Annotated in this window: 27 protein-coding genes; 12 read left to right on the forward strand and 15 right to left on the reverse strand. The window is 61.2% G+C overall.

Features of this window, described 5'->3' with window-relative positions:
- Nucleotides 1-6 precede the first annotated feature (6 nt).
- Genes BMY84_RS09380 through BMY84_RS09390 form a run of 3 tightly spaced genes read right to left on the reverse strand, consistent with a single transcriptional unit; the run spans nt 7 to nt 2,310 of the window.
- On the reverse strand, nt 7-783 hold the full coding sequence (locus tag BMY84_RS09380) for a tyrosine-protein phosphatase (protein ID WP_093083329.1): 777 nt from the start codon (nt 781-783) through the stop codon (nt 7-9).
- On the reverse strand, nt 780-1,430 hold the full coding sequence (locus tag BMY84_RS09385) for a hypothetical protein (RefSeq protein ID WP_143075014.1): 651 nt from the start codon (nt 1,428-1,430) through the stop codon (nt 780-782). The genes BMY84_RS09380 and BMY84_RS09385 overlap by 4 nt, the downstream gene beginning before the upstream one ends.
- A 16-nt stretch (nt 1,431-1,446) precedes the next feature.
- Entirely contained in the window at nt 1,447-2,310 is an 864-nt protein-coding gene (locus tag BMY84_RS09390; RefSeq protein WP_218146930.1) for a MaoC family dehydratase, read from the reverse strand.
- Nucleotides 2,311-2,501: 191 nt separating this feature from the next.
- Between BMY84_RS09390 and BMY84_RS09395 the strand changes: the two genes are divergently transcribed.
- Nucleotides 2,502-3,905, forward strand: a complete 1,404-nt coding sequence (locus BMY84_RS09395) for an aromatic ring-hydroxylating oxygenase subunit alpha (protein WP_093083332.1) — start codon at nt 2,502-2,504, stop codon at nt 3,903-3,905.
- Nucleotides 3,906-3,934: 29 nt separating this feature from the next.
- Entirely contained in the window at nt 3,935-4,963 is a 1,029-nt protein-coding gene (locus BMY84_RS09400; RefSeq protein WP_177203963.1) for an NADP-dependent oxidoreductase, read from the forward strand.
- Nucleotides 4,964-4,982: 19 nt separating this feature from the next.
- On the opposite strand, the gene BMY84_RS09405 is transcribed toward BMY84_RS09400, so the two are convergent.
- The 5 genes from BMY84_RS09405 to BMY84_RS09425 all read right to left on the reverse strand — a co-directional run bounded on the left by BMY84_RS09405 (nt 4,983) and on the right by BMY84_RS09425 (nt 9,130).
- Entirely contained in the window at nt 4,983-5,285 is a 303-nt protein-coding gene (locus BMY84_RS09405; protein WP_093083336.1) for a YciI family protein, read from the reverse strand.
- Between the two features lie 23 nt (nt 5,286-5,308).
- Nucleotides 5,309-5,854 (reverse strand): MarR family winged helix-turn-helix transcriptional regulator, encoded by a 546-nt coding sequence (locus tag BMY84_RS09410; RefSeq protein WP_093083337.1) that lies wholly within the window; start codon nt 5,852-5,854, stop codon nt 5,309-5,311.
- A gap of 142 nt (nt 5,855-5,996) precedes the next feature.
- Nucleotides 5,997-7,133: an epoxide hydrolase family protein gene (locus BMY84_RS09415; protein WP_093083339.1), complete on the reverse strand. Its 1,137-nt coding sequence runs from the start codon at nt 7,131-7,133 to the stop codon at nt 5,997-5,999.
- Nucleotides 7,130-8,530 (reverse strand): phosphotransferase family protein, encoded by a 1,401-nt coding sequence (locus BMY84_RS09420; RefSeq protein WP_093083340.1) that lies wholly within the window; start codon nt 8,528-8,530, stop codon nt 7,130-7,132. Before BMY84_RS09420 ends, BMY84_RS09415 begins: the two co-directional genes overlap by 4 nt.
- 72 nt (nt 8,531-8,602) lie before the next feature.
- Nucleotides 8,603-9,130, reverse strand: a complete 528-nt coding sequence (locus BMY84_RS09425; protein ID WP_093083342.1) for a VOC family protein — start codon at nt 9,128-9,130, stop codon at nt 8,603-8,605.
- Nucleotides 9,131-9,238: 108 nt separating this feature from the next.
- Here BMY84_RS09425 and BMY84_RS09430 point away from each other — a divergent pair, with 108 nt between their 5' ends.
- The 5 genes from BMY84_RS09430 to BMY84_RS09450 all read left to right on the forward strand — a co-directional run bounded on the left by BMY84_RS09430 (nt 9,239) and on the right by BMY84_RS09450 (nt 14,193).
- On the forward strand, nt 9,239-10,018 hold the full coding sequence (locus BMY84_RS09430) for an SDR family NAD(P)-dependent oxidoreductase (RefSeq protein WP_093083343.1): 780 nt from the start codon (nt 9,239-9,241) through the stop codon (nt 10,016-10,018).
- A 110-nt stretch (nt 10,019-10,128) separates the two neighbouring features.
- Nucleotides 10,129-11,295 carry an acyl-CoA dehydrogenase family protein gene (locus BMY84_RS09435; RefSeq protein WP_093083345.1) on the forward strand — a complete coding sequence of 389 codons (1,167 nt, stop codon included), beginning with the start codon at nt 10,129-10,131 and terminating at the stop codon, nt 11,293-11,295.
- A 19-nt stretch (nt 11,296-11,314) separates the two neighbouring features.
- Nucleotides 11,315-12,298 carry a thiamine pyrophosphate-dependent dehydrogenase E1 component subunit alpha gene (locus BMY84_RS09440; RefSeq protein ID WP_093083346.1) on the forward strand — a complete coding sequence of 328 codons (984 nt, stop codon included), beginning with the start codon at nt 11,315-11,317 and terminating at the stop codon, nt 12,296-12,298.
- Nucleotides 12,299-12,308: 10 nt separating this feature from the next.
- Nucleotides 12,309-13,325, forward strand: a complete 1,017-nt coding sequence (locus BMY84_RS09445; RefSeq protein WP_218146931.1) for an alpha-ketoacid dehydrogenase subunit beta — start codon at nt 12,309-12,311, stop codon at nt 13,323-13,325.
- A 52-nt stretch (nt 13,326-13,377) separates the two neighbouring features.
- The gene (locus BMY84_RS09450; protein WP_093083348.1) at nt 13,378-14,193 is read left to right on the forward strand and encodes an enoyl-CoA hydratase/isomerase family protein; all 816 of its coding nucleotides are present in this window, start codon (nt 13,378-13,380) and stop codon (nt 14,191-14,193) included.
- 3 nt (nt 14,194-14,196) lie between these two features.
- Here BMY84_RS09450 and BMY84_RS09455 read toward each other — a convergent pair whose 3' ends face one another.
- Genes BMY84_RS09455 through BMY84_RS09465 form a run of 3 tightly spaced genes read right to left on the reverse strand, consistent with a single transcriptional unit; the run spans nt 14,197 to nt 16,061 of the window.
- Nucleotides 14,197-14,484 carry a DUF1330 domain-containing protein gene (locus BMY84_RS09455; protein ID WP_177203964.1) on the reverse strand — a complete coding sequence of 96 codons (288 nt, stop codon included), beginning with the start codon at nt 14,482-14,484 and terminating at the stop codon, nt 14,197-14,199.
- An 11-nt stretch (nt 14,485-14,495) separates the two neighbouring features.
- Nucleotides 14,496-15,047: a hypothetical protein gene (locus tag BMY84_RS09460; protein WP_093083351.1), complete on the reverse strand. Its 552-nt coding sequence runs from the start codon at nt 15,045-15,047 to the stop codon at nt 14,496-14,498.
- Between the two features lie 21 nt (nt 15,048-15,068).
- Nucleotides 15,069-16,061 carry a DUF7064 domain-containing protein gene (locus BMY84_RS09465; RefSeq protein WP_093083353.1) on the reverse strand — a complete coding sequence of 331 codons (993 nt, stop codon included), beginning with the start codon at nt 16,059-16,061 and terminating at the stop codon, nt 15,069-15,071.
- Between the two features lie 155 nt (nt 16,062-16,216).
- Here BMY84_RS09465 and BMY84_RS09470 point away from each other — a divergent pair, with 155 nt between their 5' ends.
- Nucleotides 16,217-17,623: an aromatic ring-hydroxylating oxygenase subunit alpha gene (locus BMY84_RS09470; protein WP_177203965.1), complete on the forward strand. Its 1,407-nt coding sequence runs from the start codon at nt 16,217-16,219 to the stop codon at nt 17,621-17,623.
- 97 nt (nt 17,624-17,720) lie between these two features.
- On the opposite strand, the gene BMY84_RS09475 is transcribed toward BMY84_RS09470, so the two are convergent.
- The 3 genes from BMY84_RS09475 to BMY84_RS09485 all read right to left on the reverse strand — a co-directional run bounded on the left by BMY84_RS09475 (nt 17,721) and on the right by BMY84_RS09485 (nt 22,238).
- Nucleotides 17,721-20,117, reverse strand: a complete 2,397-nt coding sequence (locus BMY84_RS09475; RefSeq protein ID WP_177203966.1) for a TonB-dependent receptor — start codon at nt 20,115-20,117, stop codon at nt 17,721-17,723.
- Nucleotides 20,118-20,386: 269 nt separating this feature from the next.
- Nucleotides 20,387-21,262 carry an enoyl-CoA hydratase-related protein gene (locus BMY84_RS09480; RefSeq protein ID WP_093083357.1) on the reverse strand — a complete coding sequence of 292 codons (876 nt, stop codon included), beginning with the start codon at nt 21,260-21,262 and terminating at the stop codon, nt 20,387-20,389.
- A 16-nt stretch (nt 21,263-21,278) separates the two neighbouring features.
- Nucleotides 21,279-22,238 (reverse strand): hypothetical protein, encoded by a 960-nt coding sequence (locus tag BMY84_RS09485; RefSeq protein ID WP_093083359.1) that lies wholly within the window; start codon nt 22,236-22,238, stop codon nt 21,279-21,281.
- 155 nt (nt 22,239-22,393) lie between these two features.
- On the opposite strand from BMY84_RS09485, the gene BMY84_RS09490 reads away from it, so the two are divergent.
- Nucleotides 22,394-22,891, forward strand: a complete 498-nt coding sequence (locus BMY84_RS09490; RefSeq protein WP_093083360.1) for a MarR family winged helix-turn-helix transcriptional regulator — start codon at nt 22,394-22,396, stop codon at nt 22,889-22,891.
- Nucleotides 22,892-22,916: 25 nt separating this feature from the next.
- On the opposite strand, the gene BMY84_RS09495 is transcribed toward BMY84_RS09490, so the two are convergent.
- Nucleotides 22,917-23,609 carry a 2-oxo acid dehydrogenase subunit E2 gene (locus BMY84_RS09495; protein ID WP_093083362.1) on the reverse strand — a complete coding sequence of 231 codons (693 nt, stop codon included), beginning with the start codon at nt 23,607-23,609 and terminating at the stop codon, nt 22,917-22,919.
- A 78-nt stretch (nt 23,610-23,687) separates the two neighbouring features.
- Between BMY84_RS09495 and BMY84_RS09500 the strand changes: the two genes are divergently transcribed.
- The 3 genes from BMY84_RS09500 (at nt 23,688) to BMY84_RS09510 (ending at nt 26,118) form a co-directional block, all read left to right on the forward strand.
- A complete protein-coding gene (locus BMY84_RS09500; RefSeq protein ID WP_218146932.1) occupies nt 23,688-24,470 on the forward strand; it encodes an enoyl-CoA hydratase-related protein in 783 nt (260 codons plus the stop codon).
- Nucleotides 24,471-24,501: 31 nt separating this feature from the next.
- Entirely contained in the window at nt 24,502-24,882 is a 381-nt protein-coding gene (locus BMY84_RS09505; protein WP_093083363.1) for a limonene-1,2-epoxide hydrolase family protein, read from the forward strand.
- A 144-nt stretch (nt 24,883-25,026) separates the two neighbouring features.
- Nucleotides 25,027-26,118 (forward strand): Gfo/Idh/MocA family protein, encoded by a 1,092-nt coding sequence (locus BMY84_RS09510; RefSeq protein ID WP_093083365.1) that lies wholly within the window; start codon nt 25,027-25,029, stop codon nt 26,116-26,118.
- The last annotated feature ends 3 nt before the right edge of the window (nt 26,119-26,121 follow it).

A 26,121-nucleotide genomic window follows, 5' to 3' on the forward strand; every position in this document is an offset into this window, starting at 1 on the left:
GCCCGGTCACTCCAGTAACCGGGCACGAATGGCCTCAAGAATATCATCGCCCAGCCCCAGTTCTTCGCGCAGGAAACCCTGCGCCGATCCATGGCGCTGCTCGACCGTTTCAAACATTGCAGCCAGATAGCTGGGATCAGCCCGCATGATCGGCTCCCATACAGCCGGATCGATCCCCTTCAGTTTTGCACCGAACGGGTCCTTCGCCACCAGTTCGCAGCCCCGCGCGAAGAAGCGGTCAGTCAGGGCGTAATCCTGCGCGATTATGTCACGGGACACGCCCAACAGGTCGAGCAACAGCGCCGCCGCTATACCAGTGCGGTCCTTGCCCGCCGCACAATGAAAGACCAGCGGCAACGGGCCCTGCGCGATCCGCAAGAACAGCTCGCGATAAGAGGGTGCCTGCTCATAGGCCAGATCACAATACGCCTCCAAGATATAGGCACGCGCGGTATCGGCCGTCGCTCCCGGCTTTTGCAGCGCCATCGTGACATCGCCGGCGCTGGTCTGATGATCGCGCGCCCATATCTCGTAACTGGCCATGGCCGGCAGCCGCGATGGCCGCCGGTCGCGCTCCTGTGAAGACCGGAAATCGCAAATGACTTTCAGCCCGATCACGTCGAGCATCGCATGATCTTCGTCGCTCAATTCCGCCATGGTTCCAGAACGATAGACCAGCCCGCGCGCAACGGTGCGCCCGTCAATGGTTGGATACCCCCCCAGATCGCGGAAATTATGCCCGCCCGTCAGCGGAACGACTCGCTCCAGTTCCAGATCCGTCATGCCTTGCCTTCCTGATTGGTCGCGGCCGGTGCCAACAATGCGCCGGTGAAGCCGGGAATGCGTGCCATAGCCTCATCCGACAGGCCATAACGCGGCAAGGGAAATCCCAGAAAATGCGTCCGGCCGCTATCGGTGCGATATAGATAGGTGATGGTCTGGATCAGGCTGCCCCATTGTCCGCCCGGATGCATGAACGCCTCCCCCGCCAGCACATGGCCACCGGCCTGCTCCACCAGTTCCCGCACGATCCGCAGGTTATTCTGCCACAGCCGCCGACAGACGATATACACCCCGACCGGCGTCCCGGCGAACAACGCCTTCGCCTGATCACTTTCCAGAAAGGAGCGAATCGGCACGGATGGGTTATCGCCCCAGGTATTGCTGAACAACAGGACGGCGTCATAGCGCGCATCCGGGGCATCGGGCGGATCGAAGGCGATCGGCACCATTATCCCCTTCTGCGCGCCCTGCGTCCATTTCTTCGACGCGGCAATGTTCATCGGACGCGCCAGCGCATCCGCCGGATCGCTCATGCCGATGCGGCACAATGTCGCATCCCACCCGGCTTCAACGGCCGCACGTGCCGCCTGCGTGGCGGCCTTCTCCGCCTGCCCGGTCATCGAATAATAAAGGATCAGACAGCGCATCGTCGGCATCCCTGCTTTACGCCACCGTGGCAGAGCAACGGTCGAGCACCACGATGTCGCGTTCCACGGCAATGGCCCGGAAGCGCAATTGCCCTTCGCCTTCCTCGAAAAACTCGATGCGGATCGTCTCGCCGGGCATCACAGGCTTGCTGAAGCGCACGAACATGGATTTGAAGCGGGCGACGTTATTGTCGCAATAGGTGGACAGGATAGCCCGATTGGCCAGCCCCTTCGTGCACAGCCCATGCAGGATGGGCTTATCAAAGCCAGCCTTGCGGGCGATCGCCGGATCAGCATGGAGCGGGTTCCAGTCACCGCTCAATCGATAGATCAGCGCCTGTCGGGGCAATGTCGCGATCTCCACGACCCGGTCGGGCGCGCGATCCGGTACCGGTGCAGCCACTGGCATCGCGTCACCAAAGCCGCCTTCGCCCCCATTGCCGCGCAGGAACAGGGTGGAGCGGACCGTCGCCAGATGGGTGCCATCCGCATCATCATAAAGTTGCTTGACCTGATGGAGCAGCGCGCCACGTCCCTCGCCCTTGTCCTCCACCCCGGCAACGCGATATTCGCCACGTACAGCGCCAACGGCCGGCAATGGGCTGTGCATGACCAGATCCTGTTCTGCGTGCAGAATCTTCACCCAGTCGATGCCGAATTGCGGATCTTGCGCCCAGAAGCCCGGATGGCACAAGATATTGGCATAGGCTGGCAGGGAGCGAAGATCCTTTTCATAGACGAAGGGCAGTTCGCCTTCATCGAGCGGATCGGCGCCATAGCCCAGGCCAAGTGCGAAGACGATCGTGTCGCGCTTGTCATAAGGCTGGACGATCGGATCGATCGCCATGGTTTCAATCTTGCCCAGGTCCATCCCCATCATCTCCCACAGCGCCATCTGGCTTCATATTGTTTGCAATCACATGATACGCTAGCAATCATTTTTCAACAAGGCCAGCCTTCATATGATATTCTAGCATACCATATTGACTTGGCGGCGCTTCGACCTATCCTGCGGTGACATAAGACCGCCCATGAAGGCGCAGCGCCCCATCGGCATGTCAGGAGAGAAAAATGGGCCAGCAGAGCCAGTTCGCGCCCGACTATCGGGACAGTCCAGCCCCCCTGTTTCAACAGGTGATCGCCGACGATCCGGTCGCGGCGCCTCCCGTCTTGCGCGAATATTCCGAAGTCGACATTCCGGTCGCGCATGTACCGCGCAACCAGTATCGCAGCGCCGATTTTGCCGCGCTGGAAATGGAGCGGCTATGGCCCCGCGTCTGGCAATTCGCCTGCCGGGAGGAGCAGATTCCCGAAGTCGGCGACTATGTGCTATACGAAAGCCCCGGCGCATCGCTGATCATCATGCGTAGCGGCCCGGACGACATCAGGGCCTTCTACAATAGCTGCCTGCATCGGGGCATGCGCCTGTGCGCCGAAGACAGCAGTGTGCGCAAGCTCACCTGCCCCTTCCATGGCTTCACCTGGAATCTGGACGGAAAACTGGCCCATGTGCCTGCGCGCTGGGATTTCCCGGACATGCAGGATGACGCCATGAACCTGCCCGAAGCGCGGGTCGAACGCTGGCAAGGCTTCGTGTTCATCAACCGCGATCCGGCGGCCCCGCCGCTACAGGATTATCTGGGCCATCTGCCCGCCCATTTCGCCGACTGGTCCTATGGCGACCGCTATCTGGCGACGGTCATGCGCAAGACGATCGACGCCAACTGGAAAACCTGTATCGAAGGGTTCGTCGAATCCTATCATCTGGCCGGCATCCATGCACAGGCCCTGCCCTTCGGCGGCGATGCCAGCACCCAATATGACGTCTGGCCGGACGATCCCCATGTCAGCCGCTTTCTGGAACCGACCGGGGTGATGAGCGACCAGTTGCCCGTTCAATTGTCGGAACAGCAGATATTGGATGCCGCCCTCTCCGCCGTCTTCGTCGGCGCGCAGGTGCCCGAACTGGAGGCTGGAACGAAAGCGCGCCATTATATGGCCGCCGGCATGCGCGCGGCGATGAGCGCGGCGGACGGGGTGGATTATTCGACCCTATCGGACGCGGAGGCGGCCGACGCCATCCAATATTCCCTCTTCCCCAACATCATCCTGTTCCGCTCGCTCGGCTATCCCTATGTCTACCGCTTCCTGCCGGTACGGGGCGATCCGAACCGGGCGACCTTCGAATTCATGATCTTCAAGCCCAAACCGGCGGATGGCTATATTCCCGAAGTCGAGCTTGTCGATCTGGGCGAGGCAGACAGTTTCGCGGGCGCCGGCATATTGCCACCCTGGCTGGGTGAAATCTATGATCAGGATGTGACCGGCCTGCGCATGTGCCAGCAGGGGCTGCGCGATGGCGGCGACGCCGACATCCTCTATTCCGCCTATCAGGAAGTCCGCATCCGGCATCTGCACCAGACGCTCAACCGTTATCTCAGCGACGATCCGGCCGACGCGCCGGGGCGACGCTAGTCACCCCAATGCCAGTACAGGAGTTTCCCTTGCGGACCGATATGCCCAGTTTCACGACGCCCCGCACCAACCGGCAGATGGTGCTGGCGCAGCGGCCAAAGGGCACGCCCCGTCCCGCCGACTTCGCGCTACGCGAAGCGCCGATCGCTGCGCCGCAGGATGGCAGCTTCCTCGTCCGCAATCTCTATCTGTCGGCCGACCCGGTCCAACGCGGCTGGGCCGCCAATCCGGCGCTGACGCCGCTCGACGCGCCCATGCGGTCGCTGGCCATCGGCGTGGTGATCGACAGCCGCGATCCCAACATCCGGACAGGGGACGTCGTCTACGGCTTTTTCCGGTGGCAGGACTATGCCACTGCCAGCCGCGCCGACCTGCTTTCGCATATTGCAGACCCGCGCGCGCCATTGCCCGCCTATGCCGGGGTGCTGGGCATGCCCGGGGTCACGGCCTGGCTAGCCTTGCACGACATCGCCCCGCCCCGCGAAGGCCAGTCTGTCCTCGTGTCGACCGCCGCCGGCACGGTGGGCAGCGTCGTCGGCCAGATCGCGCGCCAAGCTGGCGCCCATGTCGTGGGCCTTACCGGCAGCGAGGACAAGATCACGCGCTGCATCGCCGATTATGGCTATCACGCCGCCTATAATTACAAGGTCGGCGATCTGGCTGAAACGCTGGCCGCCGCGCGTCCGCAGGGTTTCGACACCTATTTCGACAATACGGGCGGCACGATATTGGACAGCGCGATCCGCGCCATGGCCCGCTTCGGCCGGATCGTCCAGTGCGGCACCGCCGCTACCTCCAGTTGGAACCCTGCGCCCACGGGCCTGCGCAACGAACGCGAAATCCTGATGCGGGCGCTGACCTGGACCGGCTTCGTCATATTCGACCATGTGGATCGCTTCCCCGCCGCGATCGAGCGCCTGACCGAGATGCTGCTGGCCGGTCAGTTGAAGCATGACGAAAGCGTGGAAACGGGCATGGAGCGCATCCTGCCGACGCTGGAGGCGCTGTTCGCCGGCACCAATAGCGGCAAGATGCTGGTCTATATCGGCGAGGATTGAGACGAAAGGCCCGCCTCGATCAGGCGGGCCGCCACACGCCCAGCGCCGGCCGCACCGGTTGCACCGTCACTTCGTCGCCGAAAATCCCCTCGATCGTGAAGGGATCAGCGGCGATCAACGCGCGTACTGCCGCTTCATCCTCGGCCTCGATCAGGAAGGAACTGCCGATCGGCGCAGCGTCCGACGCATCGGATTCCAGCATCGCGCCTGCGACCTTCAGCGCATTGCCCTGCCCGACCCAATAATCGACATGCGCCGGCCTGTGCACCAGACGCTGTTCCAGCATGCCCGGCTTATCAGGGGCCAAAACGAAGAAAAACATTCAGACATCCTCTCTCGTGCTGGTCAGTCGTCCAGACCCTCGACATTGATATCGCCCGATCCGTTCACACCGCCATTTTCGGCCAGGATGGTCTTCAGATTCTTCTTCACACGCCCCAACACCTGTTCGCACATCGCAACTTCCTCCGGCGACAGGCCGGCCAGAATGCGCTGGTTCATGGTCGAGGCGACCTCCACCATCAGCTTGACGACGCCATGCCCCTTTTCGGTTATGAAGACGCGCTTCACTCGCCGGTCGGTCGCATCGGGACGCCGCTCGACATGGCCGGATGCCTCCAACCGGTCGATCAGTCCACCCACCGTCACCTTGCCCACTTCCATCAACCGGGCCAGATCGACCTGCATCATCCCGTCATTGCCGCCACGTGCCAGCGTCGTCAGCACCGACCATTGCGATCGCGTGATGTCATAGGGACGCATGGCCATGTCCATGACCACGCGCCGAACGCGCGACACGTCGTGCACCAGATAGCCGAAGGTGAAGGGCTGCGCGCCAGCCTGCTGTTCCGATATCGCCACCGCAACGGCGGCCTGATCTCCATGTTTCATCTGTACAACTTCGTCTGGACGCACATTAGCGTTGCGCCACGGTCATCATGACGCAAGCCGGCGCGCTATGCACGCGGAATATTCATGCATGCTTATCATAATCGCCCATATGATAAGAATTTGGATGGATATCATCATGGCGTTATCGCAAGCCGCGGAAGCAGTCCCGCACCTCCCCAACGAAAAGGCCTGGCTGCTCAAAGGCGGCAAAATGACCGCCCTTTTCCAGTTCGTTCCAATGAATGATATTGCTGAACACCTGCTCCGCCCAATGGCGCGGCGGTGCCATGATCTCACGCGGGAACTGGCTATAGCCCAGCGGCAGGTCGATCTTCGTCGGCCGAAAACTGCCCATGCTTTCCCAATAGAGGCGGGCCGATGACACGCCATTACCGGGCAACCAGTAGAGCATGATATTGTCGAGCATCTCGTCGCGAGTGAAGATCGTTTCCGGCTCGCCACCGCAATCACTCCATCCTCGCAACTTCTCATAAATCCACGCGGCCTGCGCAACTGGGGAGTCGGCGAGCGCATAGCCGATCGTCTGCGGCCGCGTGGCCTGAAGACGGGCATAAGCGGACTCGACATTGCCGAAATAGTCGAGAGCATCGATCGCCGCCTGTTCCAGCGCATCGGGATGCTCTGACACATGCTCCGGCCGGATGGAAAGCATGTTGAAATGCACGCCGACAAGGCCCGGCGGCGCCTGAACGCCCAGCGACACCGTGACCGCCGATCCCCAATCGCCGCCCTGCGCAACATAGCGGTCATAGCCCAGCCGCCGCATCAGTTCCGCCCAAGCGCGCGCGATCCGCTCCACCCCCCATCCCGTTTCCGCTGGCTTGTCGGAAAAACCATAGCCCGGCAGCGACGGCACGATCAGGTGAAAGGCATCGGCCGCATTGCCGCCATGCGCCGCCGGATCGCTTAACGGCCCGATCACCTTGTGAAATTCGATCACCGATCCCGGCCAGCCATGGGTCAGCAGCAGCGGCATCGCGTCAGGATTGGGCGACCGGATATGCAGAAAATGAATGTCGAGGCCATCGATCCGCGTCTTATACTGGCCAAAGCTATTCAGCATCACCTCGCACCGGCGCCAGTCATAGCCGTGGCGCCAATGATCGACCAGCGCACGCAATCGGTCGGTCGGCACACCCTGACTCCAGTCGACGACGGTTTCGCGTTCCGGCCAGCGTGTCCTGTCGAGGCGGTCGCGCAGGTCATCCAGAACATCCTCCCCGATCGACAGGGTGAAAGGGCGGATGGCCTCGCTCATGCGTCGCGCTCCAGCACCGACGCGAGGATCACGGCGATACGATGCAGCAACCTCTGCGTGAAATGCGCGCCGGCGCTGGCGACCAATATATCGTCGCTCAATCCCTTTTCGAAGGAATCGCGACCGCCATGCATGACCAGATGCATCAGTCGCAGTCCCGCGCGCAGGGCGAAATAATCGATCTGGCGCTGCGGAATATCCGCCCCGCCAGCCACGCGATAGGCGTCCATGAAGCGGCTCCAGTCGGTGACGGCGATGACGACCGGATAGCAATAGCCCAGATCCTCGCCGGGGTGGCCGATCGCCGCCTGCTCCCAGTCCAGTACCGCCGTGATCTGATCTCCGTCCGCCAATATATTGTGAAATACCATGTCGTTATGGACGATGGCGCGCCGGTCATCGAGACAGTCGACATTCTCCCGCAGCCAGGCGATGACCGCCGACATGGTGACGGACGGCCAATGCGCCGCGCCCTCCCACTGCGCCGCCAGTTGCTCCAACTCGGCACGCCAGCCGTCAATGTCATAGCGCTCGCGCGCCTGTCGTAGCCCTTCGCCCACGCTCTCCACCGGCTGGCTGTGGAGCAATGCCATTTCCCGCGCCAGACTCAGGACGATCTGCTCGCTTTCCGCCGGCAGCCAGTAATCGGGCTGCACCGGCGCGCCCTCGACCCGCTCGACCAGCAGGAAGGGCGCGTCCAGCCACGCCGCATCTTCCTCCACCAGTAACGGACGCGGCACGCGCATGCCGACGGCATGCAATTGCGTCAGCAGCCGATATTGCGCGATTTCACTAAGGAAGGCGGCGCTGCCTGCCTGCCCGGGAATGCCGCGCTGGATGACCATATGCGCGGGCAAGGTGTCCGCGCCCGAAACCGAGAAGATCGCCGTCTGACGCGATCGGCCGCCCACGATCAGGCGGAAGGCGGAAAGCTCCGCCCCTTCGCAACCCGGTTGGCGGCGCAGATAAGCTTGCAGACGCGCCGGATCGATCGCTTGATCATCCGCCTCTACCGCCGGGGGGAGCGCCCTCTCGACCGCATCCATCCGGGCGATCGCGCTATCTAGCAACGACTTTTCCCAGCGGATCGCATCGCCAAGACCCGACAGGGGCGCACCAGTCGACAGCCGTTCTGCCGCATCAGCAATCGCCGCGCCCGTATCGCGATAGGCGGCGGCATTCTCGGCCGGACCGCCCTGCCGATCGGTATCCGCTGTCGGGAAAGTGTAGAAATGCGCCGGAATTCGTCCCGCCTCCGGCTCCAGCGCGTTGGCCACGGCTGTAAGGATGCGAATGCCATTGTCGAGCGCGCCCAGCGCGGCGCTATCCTCCACCTTGGGCCGGACCTGCGTCCGCAAGCCCATGGCCGCGCTCCAGAGATATTGTGCATTGCTCACGTCAGCGCGCCTCTCCGATATATGATTATATACATATCGTACTAATGCATATTATATTGCCTGTCACCCCTCTTATACGGCTGTGGGATCGAACAAACGGCTTTCCCCGTCCCAGTTCGCCGCTGCCGCCCGGATCGCATCGAACAGGCCAATCACCTGCGGTTGCAACACGCCGACTTCCAGGATGATCGATTCATCATCGGTCATTGCGAAATAGGCGATTTCCGATCCGTCGCCGAACGCCGCGCCCTGCAAGCGTTTTCCACCGACGCTGTCGACCCAGGCCTGCGTCGCCGCCATATCATCGGCAAAGGCGCACAGATGATGTACGCCCTGCCGACCGGCATCGAGAAATTCCTGAAAGATGGAGGGGCCGCGCGGCTCGATCAGTTCGACCATCAGATCGCCGGAAAAGCTGACGGCCGCGCCAAATTCCACCTTCTGGTCCGCACCGCGATAGTCGGACCGCACCATGTCGAAGCCGGGGAAGACGAAGAAGGGGCCGACACCCATCACCTGCGTCCACCAGTCGATCGCCGCGTCAAGATTGGGCACCATATAAGCGATCTGGTTCAGCCGGCCCACGGGTTTGCGCGCCATAGTCTCTCTCCTGAAATGCGGTCATCATCACTGGTTATCATTCATACCATATGCTAGCATTTCATTTCGGCAAAGAAAATCGATCGAACGCCGGATCAAGGAGAGGATATGCAACGCACCAACAGCCCCAGTCTGACGGGGAAGGCTGCCCTCATTTCCGGCGCAGCGCGCGGCCTTGGTGCGGCGAGCGCCTGGGCGATCTGCGAGGCGGGCGGTCAAGTGATGATAGGCGACCTGCTGGTCGATCGCGGCGAGGAAACCGCTGCGGAGTTGCGCGCCGCCGGCCACGCCGCGCAGTTCGTCCAACTCGATGTACGCGACGAAACCGCATGGGCAGCAGCGGTCGACGCCACGGTTCAGGCCTTTGGCGGACTTCATATCCTCGTCAACAATGCCGGCATTGCCACGGCGGCCACCGTGGAGGATCTTACAGTCGCGGATTTCCAAACTATCCTAGACATCAACCTGCTCGGTGCCTTTCGCGGCATGCAGGCAGCGATCCCGGCAATGAAGGCCAGCGGTGGCGGGGCGATCGTCAACATATCGTCCAATTCAACTCGCCGCGTCAGCGCAATCACTACATCCTATGCTGCGACCAAAGCAGCGCTGGCGAACATGACCAAATCCGCCGCCATCCATCTGGCTCAGACCGGCACAGCCATTCGGGTCAATTCCGTCCATCCCGGCCCGCATGCGACCGACATGCTGTTGGGCAACGACAGCAAGGCGGACTTGCCGGAAGTACAGGCCCTGCGTGACGCAATCCCGATGGGGCGCATGGGCGAGGCGCGGGAAGTCGGCGCGGTCGTCGCCTTCCTGGCATCGGATGCAGCCTCCTATGTCACCGGCGCGGAACTTTTCGTCGATGGCGGCCTGACCCCGCACTGAATCGCACGCCATGCCTTTGCTCGCCCTTGACTCTGGAAATGATGCATATAGTAATAATGCATACGAATTGAGAGCCGGCCGACTGAACCGGGCCTCACAGGAGAGATCGAGTGGATATCAGCCTTTCGGAAGATCATGAAACCATCCGCGACAATGTGCGGAAGGTGTGCGACCAGTTCGACGACGAATATTGGTCGCGCTGCGATCAGGAAAAGACGTTCCCGTTCGAATTTCACCGCGCCATGGCCGATGCTGGCTGGCTGGGCATCACCATGCCGGAGGAGTTTGGCGGCGCCAATCTGGGCGTCACCGAAGCGGCGATCATGATGCATGAAGTGGCATGCAGCGCGGGCGGCTATTCCGCCGCCAGCACGCTGCACCTCAATATCTTCGGCCCCCATGCGGTGGTGGTAAACGGCACGCCCGAACAGAAGGAGCGAATGCTCAAGCCGCTGATCGACGGCACCGATCGCGCCTGCTTTGGCGTGACAGAACCGGACGCGGGCCTCGACACCACCAGCATCTCGACCTTCGCGACCAAGGTGCCGGGCGGCTATCGCGTCACCGGGCGCAAGATATGGACATCGTCGGGGCAGGTCGCGAACAAGATCATCTTGCTGACGCGAACCACACCCAAGGACCAGTGCAAGAAGCCGACCGACGGCATGACGCTGTTCTACACTGATCTGGACAAGAGCCAGATCGAGGTGCGCCGCATCCCCAAGATGGGCCGCAATGCGGTCGATTCCAACGCCACCTTCATCGACGATTATTTCATCCCGGATGAGGACCGCATCGGTGAAGAAGGCAAGGGCTTCCACTATATCCTGCACAGCCTGAACCCCGAACGCATCCTTGTCGGCATCGAAGCGGTCGGCCTCGGTCGTGGCGCACTGGCGCGCGCGTCCCGCTATGCCGGCGAACGCAAGGTCTTCGGCAAGTTGATCGGCGAAAATCAGGGCATTCAGCATCCACTCGCGGAGAACTGGACCTATCTTGAATCCGCCTATTGGATGATCATGCGCGCGGCCAATCTCTACGATCAGGGCAAGCCCTGCGGCGCGGAGGCCAATGCCGGCAAGTTTCTGGGCGGACGGGCCGCGTTCGATGCCTGCACCCGCGCGGTCATGACTCATGGCGGCATGGGCTATTCCACCGAATATCAGGTCGAACGTCTGTTCCGGGAATCGATCCTGTTGCGCATCGCGCCCATCACGGAACAGATGATCCTCAGCTTCATCGCCGAAAAAGTGCTCGACCTGCCCAAATCCTACTGAGCCATAATCAGGAGAGGTTATGTCCAACTATCCCAAGCCCGATCCGGCAACCCTGCTGGAAATCTACAAGAAGGCGGCGCTGATCAAGCTTAACGACGAGCGCATCATCAAGCAGATGATGGCCGGCAAGCTGGTCATGCCCTATTACAGCCCGCGTGGGCAGGAAATCATCCCGTCGGCCATTTCCGTCAGCCTGACCGACGATGATTATATCTGCACCATCTATCGCGGCATCCACGATATGCTGGCCAAGGGCTTCCCGCTGGACGAGATGTGGGCGGAACTGGCCGGGCGCGTCACCGGCACCTGCAAGGGCAAGGGTGGCCCGATGCACCTGACCTGCCCGGACAAGGGCATGATGGTCACGACCGGCATTGTCGGATCGTCCATGCCGATCGCCACCGGCCTTGGCTGGGCGGCGAAGCTGGATGGCAAGAATCGCGTGTCCATCGCCAATTTCGGCGATGGCGCCGCCAATATCGGCGCTTTTCATGAATCGCTGAACATGGCGGCGGTGTGGAAGCTGCCGGTCATCTTCCTGTGCCAGAATAATCTCTACGCTGAACATACCAGCGTCGCCTATTCCCGCGCGGTCGACAAGATTTCGGATCGGGCGGCGGGCTATGGCATGCCGGGCGTTACGGTGAACGGCAATGATCCCGATGAAATGTATGGCGCCGCCAAGGTCGCAATCGACCGCGCCCGCGCCGGCGAAGGCCCGACCCTGATCGAGGCGATGACCTTCCGCTTCAACGGCCATCTGCTGGGTGAGGCCGGGCATTATATGGACAAGGGCCTTTATGCCCAGGCGCAGAAGGATGATCCGATGCCGATCCTGCGCGCGCGCCTGATCGCCGACGGGATTGCGAACGAGGACGAACTGGCCGCTATCGAAGCGGATATCGACGCCCGCATCGATGTCGCGCTGGCTGCTGCCTATGACGCGCCATTCCCGGATGTCGCCGAACTGAAGCGCGACGTGTTCGCCGAAGAAATTGCGTGAGAGGATCGTCATGACCGATACCACCACCACAACCGCCCCGGCCGACAATCAGGTCAGGAAAATGACCGCCGTCGAAGCCATCAACCTGGCGCTGCACGATGCGATGGAGGCCGACGCCAAGGTACTCGTGCTGGGCGAGGAAGTCGCCGACCCGCAGGAAGGCGGCGTCATGGGCGTGACCAAGGGCCTGTCCACCAAATTCGGCGAAGACCGCGTCAAATCGACCCCGATTTCCGAACAGGCGATCATCGGCGCGGCGATTGGCGCGGCGGTCGGCGGCTACAAGCCCGTCGCCGAAATCATGCTGATGAACTTCGTCACCGTGGCGATGGACATGATCGTCAACCATGCCGCCAAGCTGCGCTTCATGTCGGGCGGGCAGACCGGCGTGCCGATGGTGATCCGCACCATGACCGGCGCAGGCTTTTCCACCGGCGGCCAGCATAGCGACTATTGGGAGGCCTGGTTCGCCCATGCGCCCGGCATCAAGGTGGTCGCCCCGTCCAACCCGGACGACGCCTATGGCCTGATGCGCGCGGCGATCGACGATCCCGATCCGGTCCTGTTCATCGAAAATCTGCCCAGTTACTGGACGCCCGCGCCGGTGACGAAGCAGATCATCCCGATTGGCAAGGCGCGGATCGCGCGCGAAGGCAGTGACGTGACCGTCATCGCCCATTCGCTGATGGTGACGCACAGCCTGGCCGTTGCGGAAAAGCTGGCGGATGAAGGCGTGTCGGTCGAAGTGATCGACCTGCGCACCATTTCGCCATGGGACAAGGAAACGGTGTTGGCGTCGGTGCACAAAACCGGCCGTGCCGTCGTGGTTCATGAAGCGGTCAAGCAGTTCGGTATCGGCGCGGAAATCGCGTCGGTCATCACCGAAGAGCTTTGGGGCACGCTCAAGCGCCCGGTAGAGCGCGTCGGTGCCGCCTTCAGTTCGGTGCCCTTCTCCAAGCCACTGGAAACCGCCTTCGCGCCGCAACCTGACACGATCGCCGCCGCCATCAAGGCAGCGCTCGTTTGATTGTCGCGGGGCTGTCCTTTGCGGCAGCCCCCTTCCTTACAAAGGTTTCTGCATGATCGCATCCGCAGAAGATGACAGCTATCTGGTGGAATTGACGGACGGCGTGCTGCGCCTGTCCTTCAACCGCCCGCAATTTGGCAACGCCATTCCCAAAACGGCCGTGCCGGGCCTGACCCAGTTGTTTCACGCTGCGCAGGCCGATCCGTCGGTGCGCTGCATATGGGTGCGCGGCGAAGGCAAGATTTTTTCCGCCGGTGGCGACGTCGCTAGCTTCGCCCAGTCGATCGAACAGGATGTGGCAACGCGGCAGGCCGATTTCGCCCGCCGCCTGCCGCTGGCGCGCGGGTTGGTGGAAGCGATCGCCGCCTTCGACCGGCCGATCGTGACGTCGGTACGCGGCGCGGCCGCAGGCGCCGGCCTCTTCTACCCACTTGTCGCCGACTATGCGATCGGTGACGACAGCGCGACCTTTGTTTTCGCGCATCAGAAGGTCGGCCTGTCGCCCGATGGCGGCGTCACCGCCGTCCTGCCGCAGGTGGTCGGCACCCGCATGGCGCGCATGCTTCTGATGACAGCGGCCAAGGTCGACGCGCAGGAGGCATTGCGGTTGGGCATGTTGCATCGGATCGTCGCGGCGGACGCGCTGGAGCAGGAAGCCATGAAGATGGCGGTCCGTCTCGCACGCGCGCCGCAACTGGCGATCACGCGCGCCAAGAAGCTGGTCAATGACGCGCCCAAACAGTCGCTGGCGCAGATATTGGACGCGGAAACCGACGGCATCGTCGCCTGCGTGGGCGATCCCGATTTCGAAGAGGGCGTCCGTGCCTTCCTCGAAAAGCGCAGCGCCGTCTTCCCCTCGACGCGCTGATACCTACAGCGCGTCGATCAGGTACATGCGCGTCGTCGCACCCGCCTGCCGACTTTGCGCATAGGGCTGATATTCCGGGCTGGCGAGAAAACCCTTGAGCGCCTGCGCCGAGGGGAAGTCGAAGATCACGACCCGATCCGGCACAGCCCCCTCCCCCTCCAGCACATCGGGTGCGCCTGCCGCCAGATAGCGCCCTCCTGCGGCCGCCACCATCGGCGGCACGGCGCGCCCATAGCCGGCGCGCCAGCCCTCATCCTGATAGGTGAGTTCGACAACGAGATAGACAGTCATGACGCTCTCCTTCAGGCCGCTGCAGCCGATCGCGAGGGCCATGCGATCAGCAGCAACGACAGGATGACGGGCGCAAAGCCCATCACGAAACCGAAGGTCGCAATCGGCGCAAAGTCGACCTTCACGATCCCGGCCAATGTCCAGAACGCCACCAGCGCCGCCATCCCACCGCTCGGCACGCGCACTACCACGCCGATCCGCAGCGTCGGCAAAGCGCCTTCACGGCGCCCCATGAAGAAGCGCCGATCATCCCCGCCCGACTGCCAGAGCGCCAGCAGCACATAGGCGGCCACGACGATATTGCCCCACCACATGATCATCCACACCCAGACGATCCGGTCGGCTAGCCGTCCGCCCCATTCGCGGAAAATCAGCCAGCCGGCCATGAAAAGCAGCCCCGTCACCAGATCATTGTTGATGAACAGCTGCCATGGGTCGCCCGATCCGGCGAGGAAGGTATCGAAACCGACGCCATGATCCATGCCGCTGTTTATCGCGACATTGGCCATGTTGACGCCCATGATGGCAATCACGACCCAGGCGATGATCCGTGCGCCTTTCATGTCCTCCTCCCCCCGCTCGGTTCAGCGCTGCTGGCTCATCTTGTAGACATAGTCGTTCCACTGGACTTCCTGGCTTTCGCCATAGCCGGTGCGCCCGTCCCAATCCCATTCGACTAGGCCGATATGGCAGGTGATGTTGGACCATCCGCCCCAGATGGTCTGCGCCAACAGCTTGCCACGAATATGATAGGTGTCGCCCCTGTCATCCTCGAAGCTGTAATCATGGGTGATCGGGCCGAATTGGTCAGGGGTGCGGGTCGTGATTTTCGACGCATTGCGGATACGCCGCTGTTCCCCCTTCACCACGACCCAGCCATCGTTGAAGATGCGCGTGGGCACCGGCATGATCCCCTTCCATTCGGGATTGCGATCCGGGTCATCATGCGATCCGACATTGAAAGCGAAATCTTCGCCGAACGCGCCCGTCACCCAGGTATAGGGCGGCGCAGGATTATGATTTTCCGGCCGCGCCTCACCCCAACTACGATCGCGCACGGCATGGCAATCGACCTTGTAGCGCTCGCCGCGCAGGATCAGGTCGCCGGTGACATGCATCACCTGTTCGAAATGCTTGTTGTTCGCCCGCATGATCGGCACGCCGATGGCGCGCAGATCCACCGCAACGCTTGTCTCTCGGACCGGATCGTCAAAGGTCAGACGCACATGCTCCAGCGGCTTGATCGCCTGCACGCGCATGCTGTTGGGCAACTGGATATCGCTGCCGTCACCCACCACGCTCATCGCCATATAATCGCGATAGTCGAACAATTCACAGGCCAGATGGCTCTGCTTTATCCCCTTGAAGATCATCAGGCCCGAACTCACGGTCCCCAGCGTGGGGTGTACCCAGCAATAGGCGAAGCAGTTGATCGCCGCTTCAGGCACATGGAAATTCCAGTACCATGTCTCGGTCAGCGTATCGACCGGATCACCCACGCCATGATAATATTCGTCCTGCGGGACATGCGATCCAAAGCCTCCGCCCAGATTGCTGTTCCAGTCGGTATCGGACATCAAGCCTCTCCATTTGCGCCGTCATCGGCCTTAGCCCGACCATTAGGATGCTTACGCATCATATGCTAGCATAATTTATTGCGCGCTGGACCAGTCGGCATTTTGTATGGTAGCATACCATATTGGAAATGCGAACCCGCAGCCAAGGGAGACGGATGATGGCAGTCATTGCCGAACGGGATGTGGTGAAGGGCTATGGCAGCAAGGAACGCCCCTTGCTGAGCGAATTGTGGAGCCGGGACAGTCGCGGTCCCAACGCCGCCATGCAGGCGCGCGGCGACCATCAGCCGAACAACCGACAGATCGACTATGCCCGCTATCATGACCCTGCCTTTTTCCAGCAGGAACTGGACAAGATCTGGAACCGCCAATGGCTGTTCGCCTGCCGCGAAGAGGATATTCCGCAGGTCGGCGACCGGGTGCCGCTGACCATCGGTCCCAGCAGCTATTTTATCGTGCGGTCGGATACGGACAGCTTCAAGGCTTTCTACAACAGCTGCCTGCATCGCGGGACCAAATTATGCGCGAAGAAGGAACAGGCGGAAACGATCCGCTGTCCCTATCATGCGTGGGAATGGAATGTGGACGGGCGGCTGAAGCGCATCCCCAGCCATTGGGATTTCCCGGACATCACCCGGCTGAACGGCGCCTTGCCCGAAGTGCGGCTGGAACGCTGGGGCGGCTTCATCTTCATCAATGCCGACAAGGATGCGCCGCCGCTGCTGGATGCGCTTGGCCCGATGCCGGATCATTTCGCCGCCTTCGCGCCGGAAAAACGCTATACCAAGGCCCGCTTCCGCAAACTCGTCCGCGCCAACTGGAAAATCACGCAGGAAGCCTTCCAGGAATCCTATCATCTTTACGCCACGCACCCTGAAGGCGTGCCCTTCACCGGTGACAGCCAGTCGCAATATGATATTTTCACCACGCCGCTGGGTGCCGTAGGGCGCGAAGCGGTGCCGTCGGCCGTACCCAGCATGCATGCGGATTCCTCGGCAACGGCGCATGCCGCCGCGATGGTGGCGGCGCAGGTGCAGCAGATGTGGCATTATCCTGATGCCACACTGCCCGACATCGATCCGGCACAGGACGTGCGCGCGCAACTGGGCGACTGGCTGCGGCAAAGCTATGAACAAAGCTATGGCCGCCCGATCGCAGAGAGCGACGCGGTCATGATCGATAGCTCGCTCTATTTCCTCTATCCGCACTTTACCCTGTGGCTGTCGGAATCGGTGCCCTTCGTCTACCAGTTCCTGCCGCACGAAACGGATCCCAATCTCTGCTATTTCGACGTCCGCCTGCTGATGCCCTGGCGCGAGGGCGAGCCTCGGCCGCCGGCGGCCGAACCGATCGAGATCGGCGCGGACGAAAGCATTGCGGAAAAGGCACCGGCCTATGGCTTCCTCGCGATGATCTTCGATCAGGATATGAGCAACCTGCCGCTGGTCCAGCAGGGGCTGAAGGCTGCCAACCCCGCCGCTCCCTATTCGCGCCTTGGCGCCTATCAGGAAGGCATGATCCAGGCCTGGCACGAACTGATCGACCGCGATCTGGCGCGCTGATCAAAAGACGCGGGCAAGGAGCGATCCCCCTTCCCCGGACAAAAAGAGAGGCGACCGGGACAACCCCGACCGCCTCTCTTTTTGAACAATGGTCCATTCAGAATTTGAAGACCAGTTCCCCACCATAGGTGCGCGGAGCACCCGGCGCACTGGCAAAGGCCGATCCCGATGCCTGCGCATAATAATTGATATTATATTTCTTGCCGGTGATGTTCTTCATCCAGAAGCGCAGGGTCAGATGCTCCCAGCGTTCCGGCGTGAAGGCGACCGCGCCGTCCAGCAGGAAGCGCGACGGCTCCTTGATCAGATTGTCGGCATCCCAGTTGAAACTGCTCGACCAGTTGCCGGTCAGGTCGAGCGTCATCTCGCCCGCGCCCTCAATCTCACGAACATAGCTGGCGCCGCCACTGAACTTCCACTTCGATGCGTAAGGCATGCGGTTGCCGCTGCAATTGATGCTGATCTGGTCCAGATTGCCCGGTGCGGTCGGCGAATAGACATAGGATGCGCAATCGAGCGTGCCATTGCCATCGACATCGCCGAAATTACGGAATTTCGCATCCAGATAAGTACCACCCAACCGCAGCGTCAGTCCCTGCGCCACGACCGTCGTGAGATCGAACTCCGCACCCTTGGTGCGTGCCGATCCGGCGTTGGCCAAGAACACCAGTCCATTGCGCTGTGCCTGAATCTGCGGGTTGCTGATGTCGTTCCAGAACAGCGCCGTGTTGAAGCGCACCTTGCGATCAAACAACTCGGTCTTCAGGCCGATTTCATAGGCATCCACGATTTCCGGATTCAGCGCCTTGGTATCGAGCGGGAGCGTGTTGAACGTCCCCGCCTTATAGCCCCGGCTATAGGAGGCATAGGCCATCACATCCTCATTGAACTTGTGATCGCCGGAAATCTTGTAGGTCCATTTCTTGAACGTCTTGGACGCAGATGGATTGTCGCCATCGACGATATTAATGCCGTTCGGATTGCCGAAATCATTATGCGCGTCGAACTGCTGCGCCCGCAACACGAACGGATCGGGACCGAAGACGCCAGGGAAGAAGGTGACGTCGGTATAGCCCGTGCCGCGCACCTTATCGACGGTATAGCGCAGGCCGCCTGTCACATTGGTCATCTCGCCCAGCGGCACCGTGACTTGTCCGAAACCGGCATAGGATTTGACCTTCTGCCGTCCGACGATCTTGATCACGTCGATGCCATTGGCATTCTGTCCGGGGCCACCGATATAGGTGGGATCAAAGCCGCCATCGGCATTGAGATAATAAGCGCCAAGGATCCAGTTGACCTTGCTGCCGGCCGCCGATTTCAGCTGGAATTCCTGCGACAACTGCTTGTCGACAATGTTCAGATCATAGACCAGCCAGTCATAGTCCGAATAATTGCCGGACGAATGATAGAGTTCCTTATTGTGGCGATAGGCGGTGATGCTGACAAAATCGGCAAAGCCCAGTTCCTGATCTATGCGCGCGGATACGCCCCAGCCTTCAGATTCGTCATATTGCTCCTCCGCCAGCGACACATCGTAAAAGCTGAGCGCGGGCAGAACTTGCGACGGCACCGGCGCTTCCGGGATCGGCCCCGCGCCATTGTGCGACGGATCGGGTGATCCGCCGACCGTGCCGGGGAAGGGACGGGAATAGATGCCGATCTGGCTCCAACTGCTCTGATAATAGCCGATCAGCTTGACCGCGGTGGTATCAGTCGGCTCCCAAAGCAGCTTGCCGCGCAGGCTGATGCTATGCCCCTTCCAATAATCATCGCCGCCATCCTTATAGCCTTTGGACGTATCCAATTGGTCGACCAGGTTCTTGTTGCGGCCCCAGCCCTGATCCTGATTATGCCAGCTCATGGAGAAGTTCGCGGCCAGCCGATCGGTGATCGGCATGTTGCCATAGAATTTCAGGTCCATCGTCTCATAATTGGAATAGCCCATCCGGGCTTCCAGTTCGGCGTCCTGGTTCGGGTCCTTGGTATAGATGGAAATGACGCCGCCCGATGCGTTGCGCCCGAACAGCGTGCCCTGCGGCCCCTTCAGTACCTCGACCCGATCAACGCTGGCCAGGTCGAAGAAAGGGAAACCTGCGCGGATGAAATAGACGTCGTCGATATAGACGGGAACGCTCGCTTCGTTACCGGCGGTGGTCACCGGATTGCCGATGCCGCGAATGAAGGTCGTCACCGTGCCGGTCGCCTGCCCGATCTGGAGCGCGGGATCGATGCGGTTCAATTCCTGTACGCTGGTAATTCCCTGCGACACCAGCGCCTCGCCGCTCACAGCCGTTACCGACAGAGGCGTATCCTGCACATTTTGCGACCGCTTCTGCGCGGTCACGACAATATCCTGAAGCTGGTAATTTTCTGATTGCGCTTCCTGCGCATGGGCCACTGTGCCGGTCAGGCCGACAAGGGTCGCAACGGAAGCAAGCAGCGCAGTCTTGCGCGCGCCATTGATGCAAAGATCACGAACGGATCCAGACATGGACATCCTCCCTCATTATGATTGTTGCAAATGCGCCTTTTTCTGCGGCGCCTTTTATATGCAGCAAAATCTGCTACCGGCATGCGGCGCAGCTTTTTTATGGTCAACAGGGTTGGCTCGCCCTTTTACGGCGCCACACATCCTCCCATATCCTGCCCGGATTTGATTCGCGTCCATTTGATATGGATACAATCCGTATGCTCGCAAACTATACGCTTATTTTGCAGGAACGCAATGCATCCTGCGCGTCGTCTTTCTAAATTTGCAGGTCAATAATCGGGGGCGTTCCACCATGGGAAAAAGGACGGCATATCGTCCGTCACGCGGTCTGGAAATGTCGGCCCGCGTTTCTCCAGAAAGCTCGCGACCCCTTCCCGCACATCGGCTGCGCGTGCGCGGGCATGGATGCCGCGACTTTCGATCCGGTGCGCTTCCATCGGATGCGCCATGCCCAATGACTGCCAGAGCATCTGCCGGGTCAGCGCTACCGACACCGGTGCACTTTGGGTGGCGATCTGTTGCGCCAGAGCCAGAGCGGCAGGCATCACTCCTTCGGGCGGATGGAGCGACCTAACCAGTCCTGCCCGCAAAGCCTCCTGCGCCGGGAATGTCGCGCCGGTCAACGTCCATTCCAGCGCCTGCGCTATGCCCACGATCCGCGGCAGGAACCAACTCGACGCCGACTCCGGCACGATCCCCCGCCGCACGAAGGGCAGCGCGAACTTCGCCTCCTCCGACGCCAACCGGAAATCGGCGGCGAGCGCCATGGTGACGCCCATGCCGGCCGCCGATCCGTTGAACGCGACGATGACCGGCTTCAGGCAATCATAGATTCGCAGCGTGATGAGGCCACCAAAGTCGCGGGTGGCAGGGTCCGACCAGTCCATGGGCACATCCGGGGCCGATCGCTCGCCTGAAGAGAGCGAGGATTGACCCGGCGACAGGTCCGCCCCCGCGCAAAAGGCGCGCCCCGCCCCGGTCAGGATCACCGCGCGCACCGCATCGTTCCGATCGACCCGGTCGAACAACGCCACCAGATTCTTCGCCATCGGCCGGGTAAAGGCATTGAGCCGCTCTGCCCGGTCGATGGTGATGGTGGCAACGCCATCGGCGATGTCGAACCGGAAATATTCGGGATCATGCATGGCCGCTGCTCCCGTCTCAGACGTCCTTCAGGGCGCCGATCTCGACATTGGCCAGCCCCTGCTCTCCGGTTTCCTCACAATGGACCCGGCACATATTCTCGACATTCAGATAGACTTTGGCGCCGGGCTTTTGCGAATGGAGCGGCAGCCGGGCAAAGGCATTCCCGACATCGGCGACCAGCGTATAGGCTTTGCCGCTCAATGTCGTTGCGCGATAGATGACCTTGTCGGGCATGCCCTCCGGTCCTTCACCGACCGTTTCGATCTCCAGTGATTTAATGACCTCATTGCCTTCGGGCAGGGCGATATAGCCTTCCGCCGTGCGGCTTTCAGGCCGGATGACATTGCGCACACGCATCAGGTGAAAGCCCATGGACGGGAAGTTGAAGAAGGACCAGTTATGGTCCAGCGTCATCTGATCGTTGCGCATGCCCCAGCTATGATCGCGATAGCCCGATCCATCGACGTCAATCGACGTGCCGGAAAAGTCCCCGGACTTGAAGGTGACATTGCCGGTCGCGTTCATGCACTGGCCCTGATGGCGAAAGCTGTTGCGTTCGAACGCGGTGTTTTCGGAAATCGAGAACCAGTCAGGATTGACGTCAGCGCAGGCCTGAAAATCGAACAGATGCATGCGCCGGGTGAACACCAGTCTCGCCGCGACCGCCTCATCCTCATATTCCACCACAAATTCCGCCTGTGGCTTCACGAAGTCGATCGTCAGGTCGCCATAATGCAGCGTCTTCGCATGCTCGAAGGGCGACGGCATCGGCACTTCCTTGCCACTGATGATCTTCTGCCCCTTGTGCAGGACAGTGAAGGACGCGAAAGCGCGGTCATAGGTCGGCTCGGCGGTGCAATGGGCCAGACAGCAAATGTCCCGCTCCGGATCCATGAACACCCAGAAGTAATTTTCCTTCCAGCGCAGCCAGGCGCGGGTCGGAACGCTGTGGGGATAATCCTCGTGCAGCAGCATGTCTCTCTCCAATATCTAAATTCTGTCGATAAAACGCGCCATATGGTGCGATAGCATATTATAATTTTGCAATCGAAAGGGACGGCGCTATTGGCAGTTTCCCGATCTGCGCGTTAGATTGCGCGGATCCACTTTTGCATGAACCAAGGACGTCGATGCCCAAGAAACCGGCCAGCCCAGCCAAGGAAACCAAGTCCGTAGCGCGGCCGGTGGTAAAGCCGTTCCGCTTTGGCTTTCTGGTCCATGACGTGTCACGCATGCGCCGCACCCTGTTTGACGATGTGATGCGGTCGCGCGGCGTGACCCGATCGCAATGGTCGGTACTCGCCACCCTGTCCCGCGTCGGTGCCGACGGCATGATGCAGGTCGACATTTCGCGTCACATGGATGTCGGCAAGGTGACGATTGGCGGCCTGATCGACAGGCTGGAGGCTGCCGGCTATGTCGAACGCCGACTTGACGCCGAAGATCGCCGGGCACGCCGCGTCTTCATCACGGAACAAGGCTATGAAGTCATTGCCGAAATGCAGAAGGCTGGCAGCAAGCTCAACAAGTCGATCCTGGCCGGTGTCTCGCCCGAACATCAGCGGATTACCGAGGAGACGTTGGCGCAGGTGAAAGCCAATATCCGCGACATGCTGCAAAACGACTGACGAGGGATCACCCTGTCACGGCGGATCATGCCACTGGCCCCAAACCCGCCGCGCTTTCCAGCGCTGTCGCCAAAGCGCCCAGAAAATCCCCCGCCGGGCCACCGTCGATGGTGCGATGGTCGACGGTGAGCGACAACCCCATCACCGGACGCACTATGACCGTCTGCCCATCCGCATCGACCCATGGCTTGGCAACGATCCGGCCAAGTCCGACAATCGCCTGCTGCGGGTAGGTCAGGATCGGCGTGAAATGCTCGACCCGTGTGAGGCCCAGATTGGTGATCGTCACCGTGGCGCCGGTCAATTCCGCAATCGTCAGCTTGCCCAGTCGCGCTCTTGCCACCAGATCCTGCCGGATCGTCGCAATTTCAGGCAGCGGCAGTTGCGCCACGTTGCTGATCGCCGGTGCGACCAGCGCGCCCGGCAGGGCAATGGCGCATCCCACATGCACTTCATCATGCAGTTCCACGCCTGCCGGCGTCTCCACGCCGTTAAATGCTGGAAAGTCGGCCATGACACCCGCAATCGCCTTAGCAATCAGATCCTCATAGCCGATTTTCACGCCCGCCGCTTTCCATGCCTCGCGCGCGGCGGTCAGGGCGGTGACGTCTATGTCGCAGAAGAAACTCAGTTGCGCGGTTTTCTCCAGGCTTTCGGCCATTTTCTGCGCGATGATCCCGCGTATACCCGCCAATTTGACAATGTCGGTGACCGCCAAAGTCCCTCTCCCTCATTCCGAATATGATTTGCATATATACTATATTGATGATTATCAACTCACATCCAGCAGGAGAGAATGATGCAAGACAGGACGTTCAGCAGGATCGTGATAGACGGAGCGATCGCGACCGTGACGATCGATCGTCCGGCGCGCATGAATGCCCTTCACCCTGCCGCCCATGAAGAATTGTCCGATATCTTCGATCGACTGGTCACTTTGGAGGGCCTGCGCGCGGTGATTATCACGGGATCGGGCGACCGCGCCTTTTGCGCCGGTTATGATCTCAAGGATAATCTGGAAACCGGCATCATGGCGCTGCCGTCCACAGGCTTTGCCGGCTTCAACATGCGCACCGACTATCCTCTGCCCGTGATCGCGGCCGTGAACGGCATGGCGCTGGGCGGCGGATTCGAACTGGCGCTTGCCTGTGACATCATCATCGCATCCGATCAGGCCAGCTTCGCCCTGCCGGAACCGAAAGTCGGCTGGGCGGCCGTAGGCGGCGGGGTGCAGCGCCTCCCCCGCGCCATTGGCATGAAGCGTGCCATGGACATCATCCTGACGGGCCGCACCGTGGATGCCACCGAAGCGGTGGCCATCGGCCTCGCAAGTGAAATGGTGCCTGCCGGGGACTTGCTCTCAGCCGCACGGCGATGGGCAGAGCAGATAGCCGCCTGCGCCCCGCTGGCGCTGCGATGTGCGCGACAGATTGCCCATGCCTCTTTCGATATGCCGCTCGCCCGCGCGCTCGACATGGACAATTTCCCTTTGTCCGACGCGGTAATGGCCAGCGAAGACGCGATCGAGGGCAAGCGCGCCTTCGTCGAACGCCGCCCCCCCGTCTGGACGGGTCGGTAAAACACCATCCCATTCTCAGGAGCATCGGAACATGACTTCCAATCTCGACCACACGAAGGATTTCATTGCCCTGTGGAGCAGGATCGATCTGGAAGCGATCCTTGCCGTGATGGCGCCCGATTGCATCTACCATAATATGCCTTGGGCGCCGCTTCAGGGTCATGATGCCATCCGGGAGGGGCTGGCCGGCTTTCTGGCGGGTGCCGGAGCGATCGACTGGCAATTGTTGCATGTTGCCGAAAGTCAGGACGGCATGGTGATGACGGAACGGGTCGACCGCTTCCTGATCGGCGAGCGCTGGATCGAAATGCCCGTCATGGGCATATTCGAATGGCAGGATGGCCTGATCGTCCATTGGCGCGACTATTTCGATTCCGCCCGGTTCCAGGCCGAAATGGCTACCATCAGCTAGCCATTACCGCTTCCCCAGCGCTTACGCCGCGACACCGAAACGGGAAATCCGCCGCTTTCCAAACATCTTCCATTGCAGCATCGCTCATAAACATATAGTACGCATACTGACGAAACGATAACGGACTATATGGAGCGGACGCAGATGGCCATCGGGGTAGGGATTATTGGCGTGTCCCCCGGCAGAAGCTGGGCGGCGCTGGCGCATATTCCCGCTCTTCAGGCGCTGCCCGATTATGAAATCCGCGCGCTCAGCACCACGCGACAGGAAAGCGCCGCCGCCGCCGCCGCCGAATTCGGCATCGCCAAAGCCTATGACAATCATCAGGCGCTGGTGACCGATCCGGACGTCGACCTGGTCGCCGTCACGGTGAAGGTGCCGCATCATCTGGAACTGGTCAGCGCAGCGATCGCCGCAGGCAAGCATGTCTATTGCGAATGGCCGCTCGGCAACGGCCTTGCCGAGGCTGAAACCATGGCAGCCATGGCGCGAGACAAAGGCGTCGTCGGCGCCGTTGGGCTACAGGCCCGCTCTTCCCCGGCCCTGCGCCATGTCCGCGACCTAATTGCCGATGGCTATGTCGGCGAAGTCCTGTCGAGCACGCTCGTCGGCTCCGGCATGAACTGGGGTGCCTATATCGACCAGCCCAATGCCTATACGGCGGACAAGGCCAATGGCGCCACGCTGCTGACCATCCCCTTCGGCCACACCATGGATGCCGTCGCACAATGCCTGGGGGAGTTTTCCTCGCTACAGGCGCTGCTGGCCAACCGGCGCGACCATTTCACGCTGGTGGAGGATGGCTCGCAAAAACCGATGACGGCCGAAGACCAGATATTGGTGACAGGCGTGCTAGAAAGCGGTGCGACCATGGCGGTCCATTATCGCGGCGGCTTTTGCCGCGGCACCAACTTCCGGTGGGAAATCAACGGAACGGAGGGCGATATCGTGGCCACGGCCGACGCCGGCCACGCGCAGATGTTTCCGATCACCCTGCATGGCGGCCGGGGCGAAGACAGGTCGCTGCAACCCCTTCCGGTTCCGGCAGATTGCAAATGGACATCCGCAGACATTCCACCCTTCGCCGAAAATGTCGCACAGGCCTATGCCCTGCTCGCCAGCGACCTGCGCGACGGCACATCCCATTGCCCCACCTTCGCCGACGCTGTGCGGCGTCACCGCCTGATCGACGCGGTCGAACGCGCCGCGATCAGCGGCGATCGGGTGTCGCTCTGACCA

The sequence above is a fragment of the Sphingobium sp. AP50 genome, from assembly GCF_900109095.1.
Taxonomy (GTDB): Bacteria; Pseudomonadota; Alphaproteobacteria; order Sphingomonadales; family Sphingomonadaceae; genus Sphingobium.

Excerpts from the sequence above, each read along its gene's own strand:
- BMY84_RS09395 (WP_093083332.1), top strand. The coding sequence starts at position 2,502 with ATGGGCCAGCAGAGCCAGTTCGCGCCCGACTATCGGGACAGTCCAGCC.
- BMY84_RS09500 (WP_218146932.1), top strand. The coding sequence starts at position 23,688 with ATGATGCAAGACAGGACGTTCAGCAGGATCGTGATAGACGGAGCGATC.
- BMY84_RS09470 (WP_177203965.1), top strand. The coding sequence starts at position 16,217 with ATGATGGCAGTCATTGCCGAACGGGATGTGGTGAAGGGCTATGGCAGC.
- BMY84_RS09405 (WP_093083336.1), bottom strand. The coding sequence starts at position 5,285 with ATGTTTTTCTTCGTTTTGGCCCCTGATAAGCCGGGCATGCTGGAACAG.
- BMY84_RS09415 (WP_093083339.1), bottom strand. The coding sequence starts at position 7,133 with ATGAGCGAGGCCATCCGCCCTTTCACCCTGTCGATCGGGGAGGATGTT.
- BMY84_RS09385 (WP_143075014.1), bottom strand. The coding sequence starts at position 1,430 with ATGCGCTGTCTGATCCTTTATTATTCGATGACCGGGCAGGCGGAGAAG.
- BMY84_RS09445 (WP_218146931.1), top strand. The coding sequence starts at position 12,309 with ATGACCGATACCACCACCACAACCGCCCCGGCCGACAATCAGGTCAGG.
- BMY84_RS09410 (WP_093083337.1), bottom strand. The coding sequence starts at position 5,854 with ATGAAACATGGAGATCAGGCCGCCGTTGCGGTGGCGATATCGGAACAG.
- BMY84_RS09450 (WP_093083348.1), top strand. The coding sequence starts at position 13,378 with ATGATCGCATCCGCAGAAGATGACAGCTATCTGGTGGAATTGACGGAC.
- BMY84_RS09430 (WP_093083343.1), top strand. The coding sequence starts at position 9,239 with ATGCAACGCACCAACAGCCCCAGTCTGACGGGGAAGGCTGCCCTCATT.
- BMY84_RS09440 (WP_093083346.1), top strand. The coding sequence starts at position 11,315 with ATGTCCAACTATCCCAAGCCCGATCCGGCAACCCTGCTGGAAATCTAC.
- BMY84_RS09480 (WP_093083357.1), bottom strand. The coding sequence starts at position 21,262 with ATGCATGATCCCGAATATTTCCGGTTCGACATCGCCGATGGCGTTGCC.
- BMY84_RS09485 (WP_093083359.1), bottom strand. The coding sequence starts at position 22,238 with ATGCTGCTGCACGAGGATTATCCCCACAGCGTTCCGACCCGCGCCTGG.
- BMY84_RS09455 (WP_177203964.1), bottom strand. The coding sequence starts at position 14,484 with ATGACTGTCTATCTCGTTGTCGAACTCACCTATCAGGATGAGGGCTGG.
- BMY84_RS09460 (WP_093083351.1), bottom strand. The coding sequence starts at position 15,047 with ATGAAAGGCGCACGGATCATCGCCTGGGTCGTGATTGCCATCATGGGC.
- BMY84_RS09475 (WP_177203966.1), bottom strand. The coding sequence starts at position 20,117 with ATGTCTGGATCCGTTCGTGATCTTTGCATCAATGGCGCGCGCAAGACT.
- BMY84_RS09490 (WP_093083360.1), top strand. The coding sequence starts at position 22,394 with ATGCCCAAGAAACCGGCCAGCCCAGCCAAGGAAACCAAGTCCGTAGCG.
- BMY84_RS09505 (WP_093083363.1), top strand. The coding sequence starts at position 24,502 with ATGACTTCCAATCTCGACCACACGAAGGATTTCATTGCCCTGTGGAGC.
- BMY84_RS09380 (WP_093083329.1), bottom strand. The coding sequence starts at position 783 with ATGACGGATCTGGAACTGGAGCGAGTCGTTCCGCTGACGGGCGGGCAT.
- BMY84_RS09510 (WP_093083365.1), top strand. The coding sequence starts at position 25,027 with ATGGCCATCGGGGTAGGGATTATTGGCGTGTCCCCCGGCAGAAGCTGG.
- BMY84_RS09390 (WP_218146930.1), bottom strand. The coding sequence starts at position 2,310 with ATGATGGGGATGGACCTGGGCAAGATTGAAACCATGGCGATCGATCCG.
- BMY84_RS09425 (WP_093083342.1), bottom strand. The coding sequence starts at position 9,130 with ATGGCGCGCAAACCCGTGGGCCGGCTGAACCAGATCGCTTATATGGTG.
- BMY84_RS09465 (WP_093083353.1), bottom strand. The coding sequence starts at position 16,061 with ATGTCCGATACCGACTGGAACAGCAATCTGGGCGGAGGCTTTGGATCG.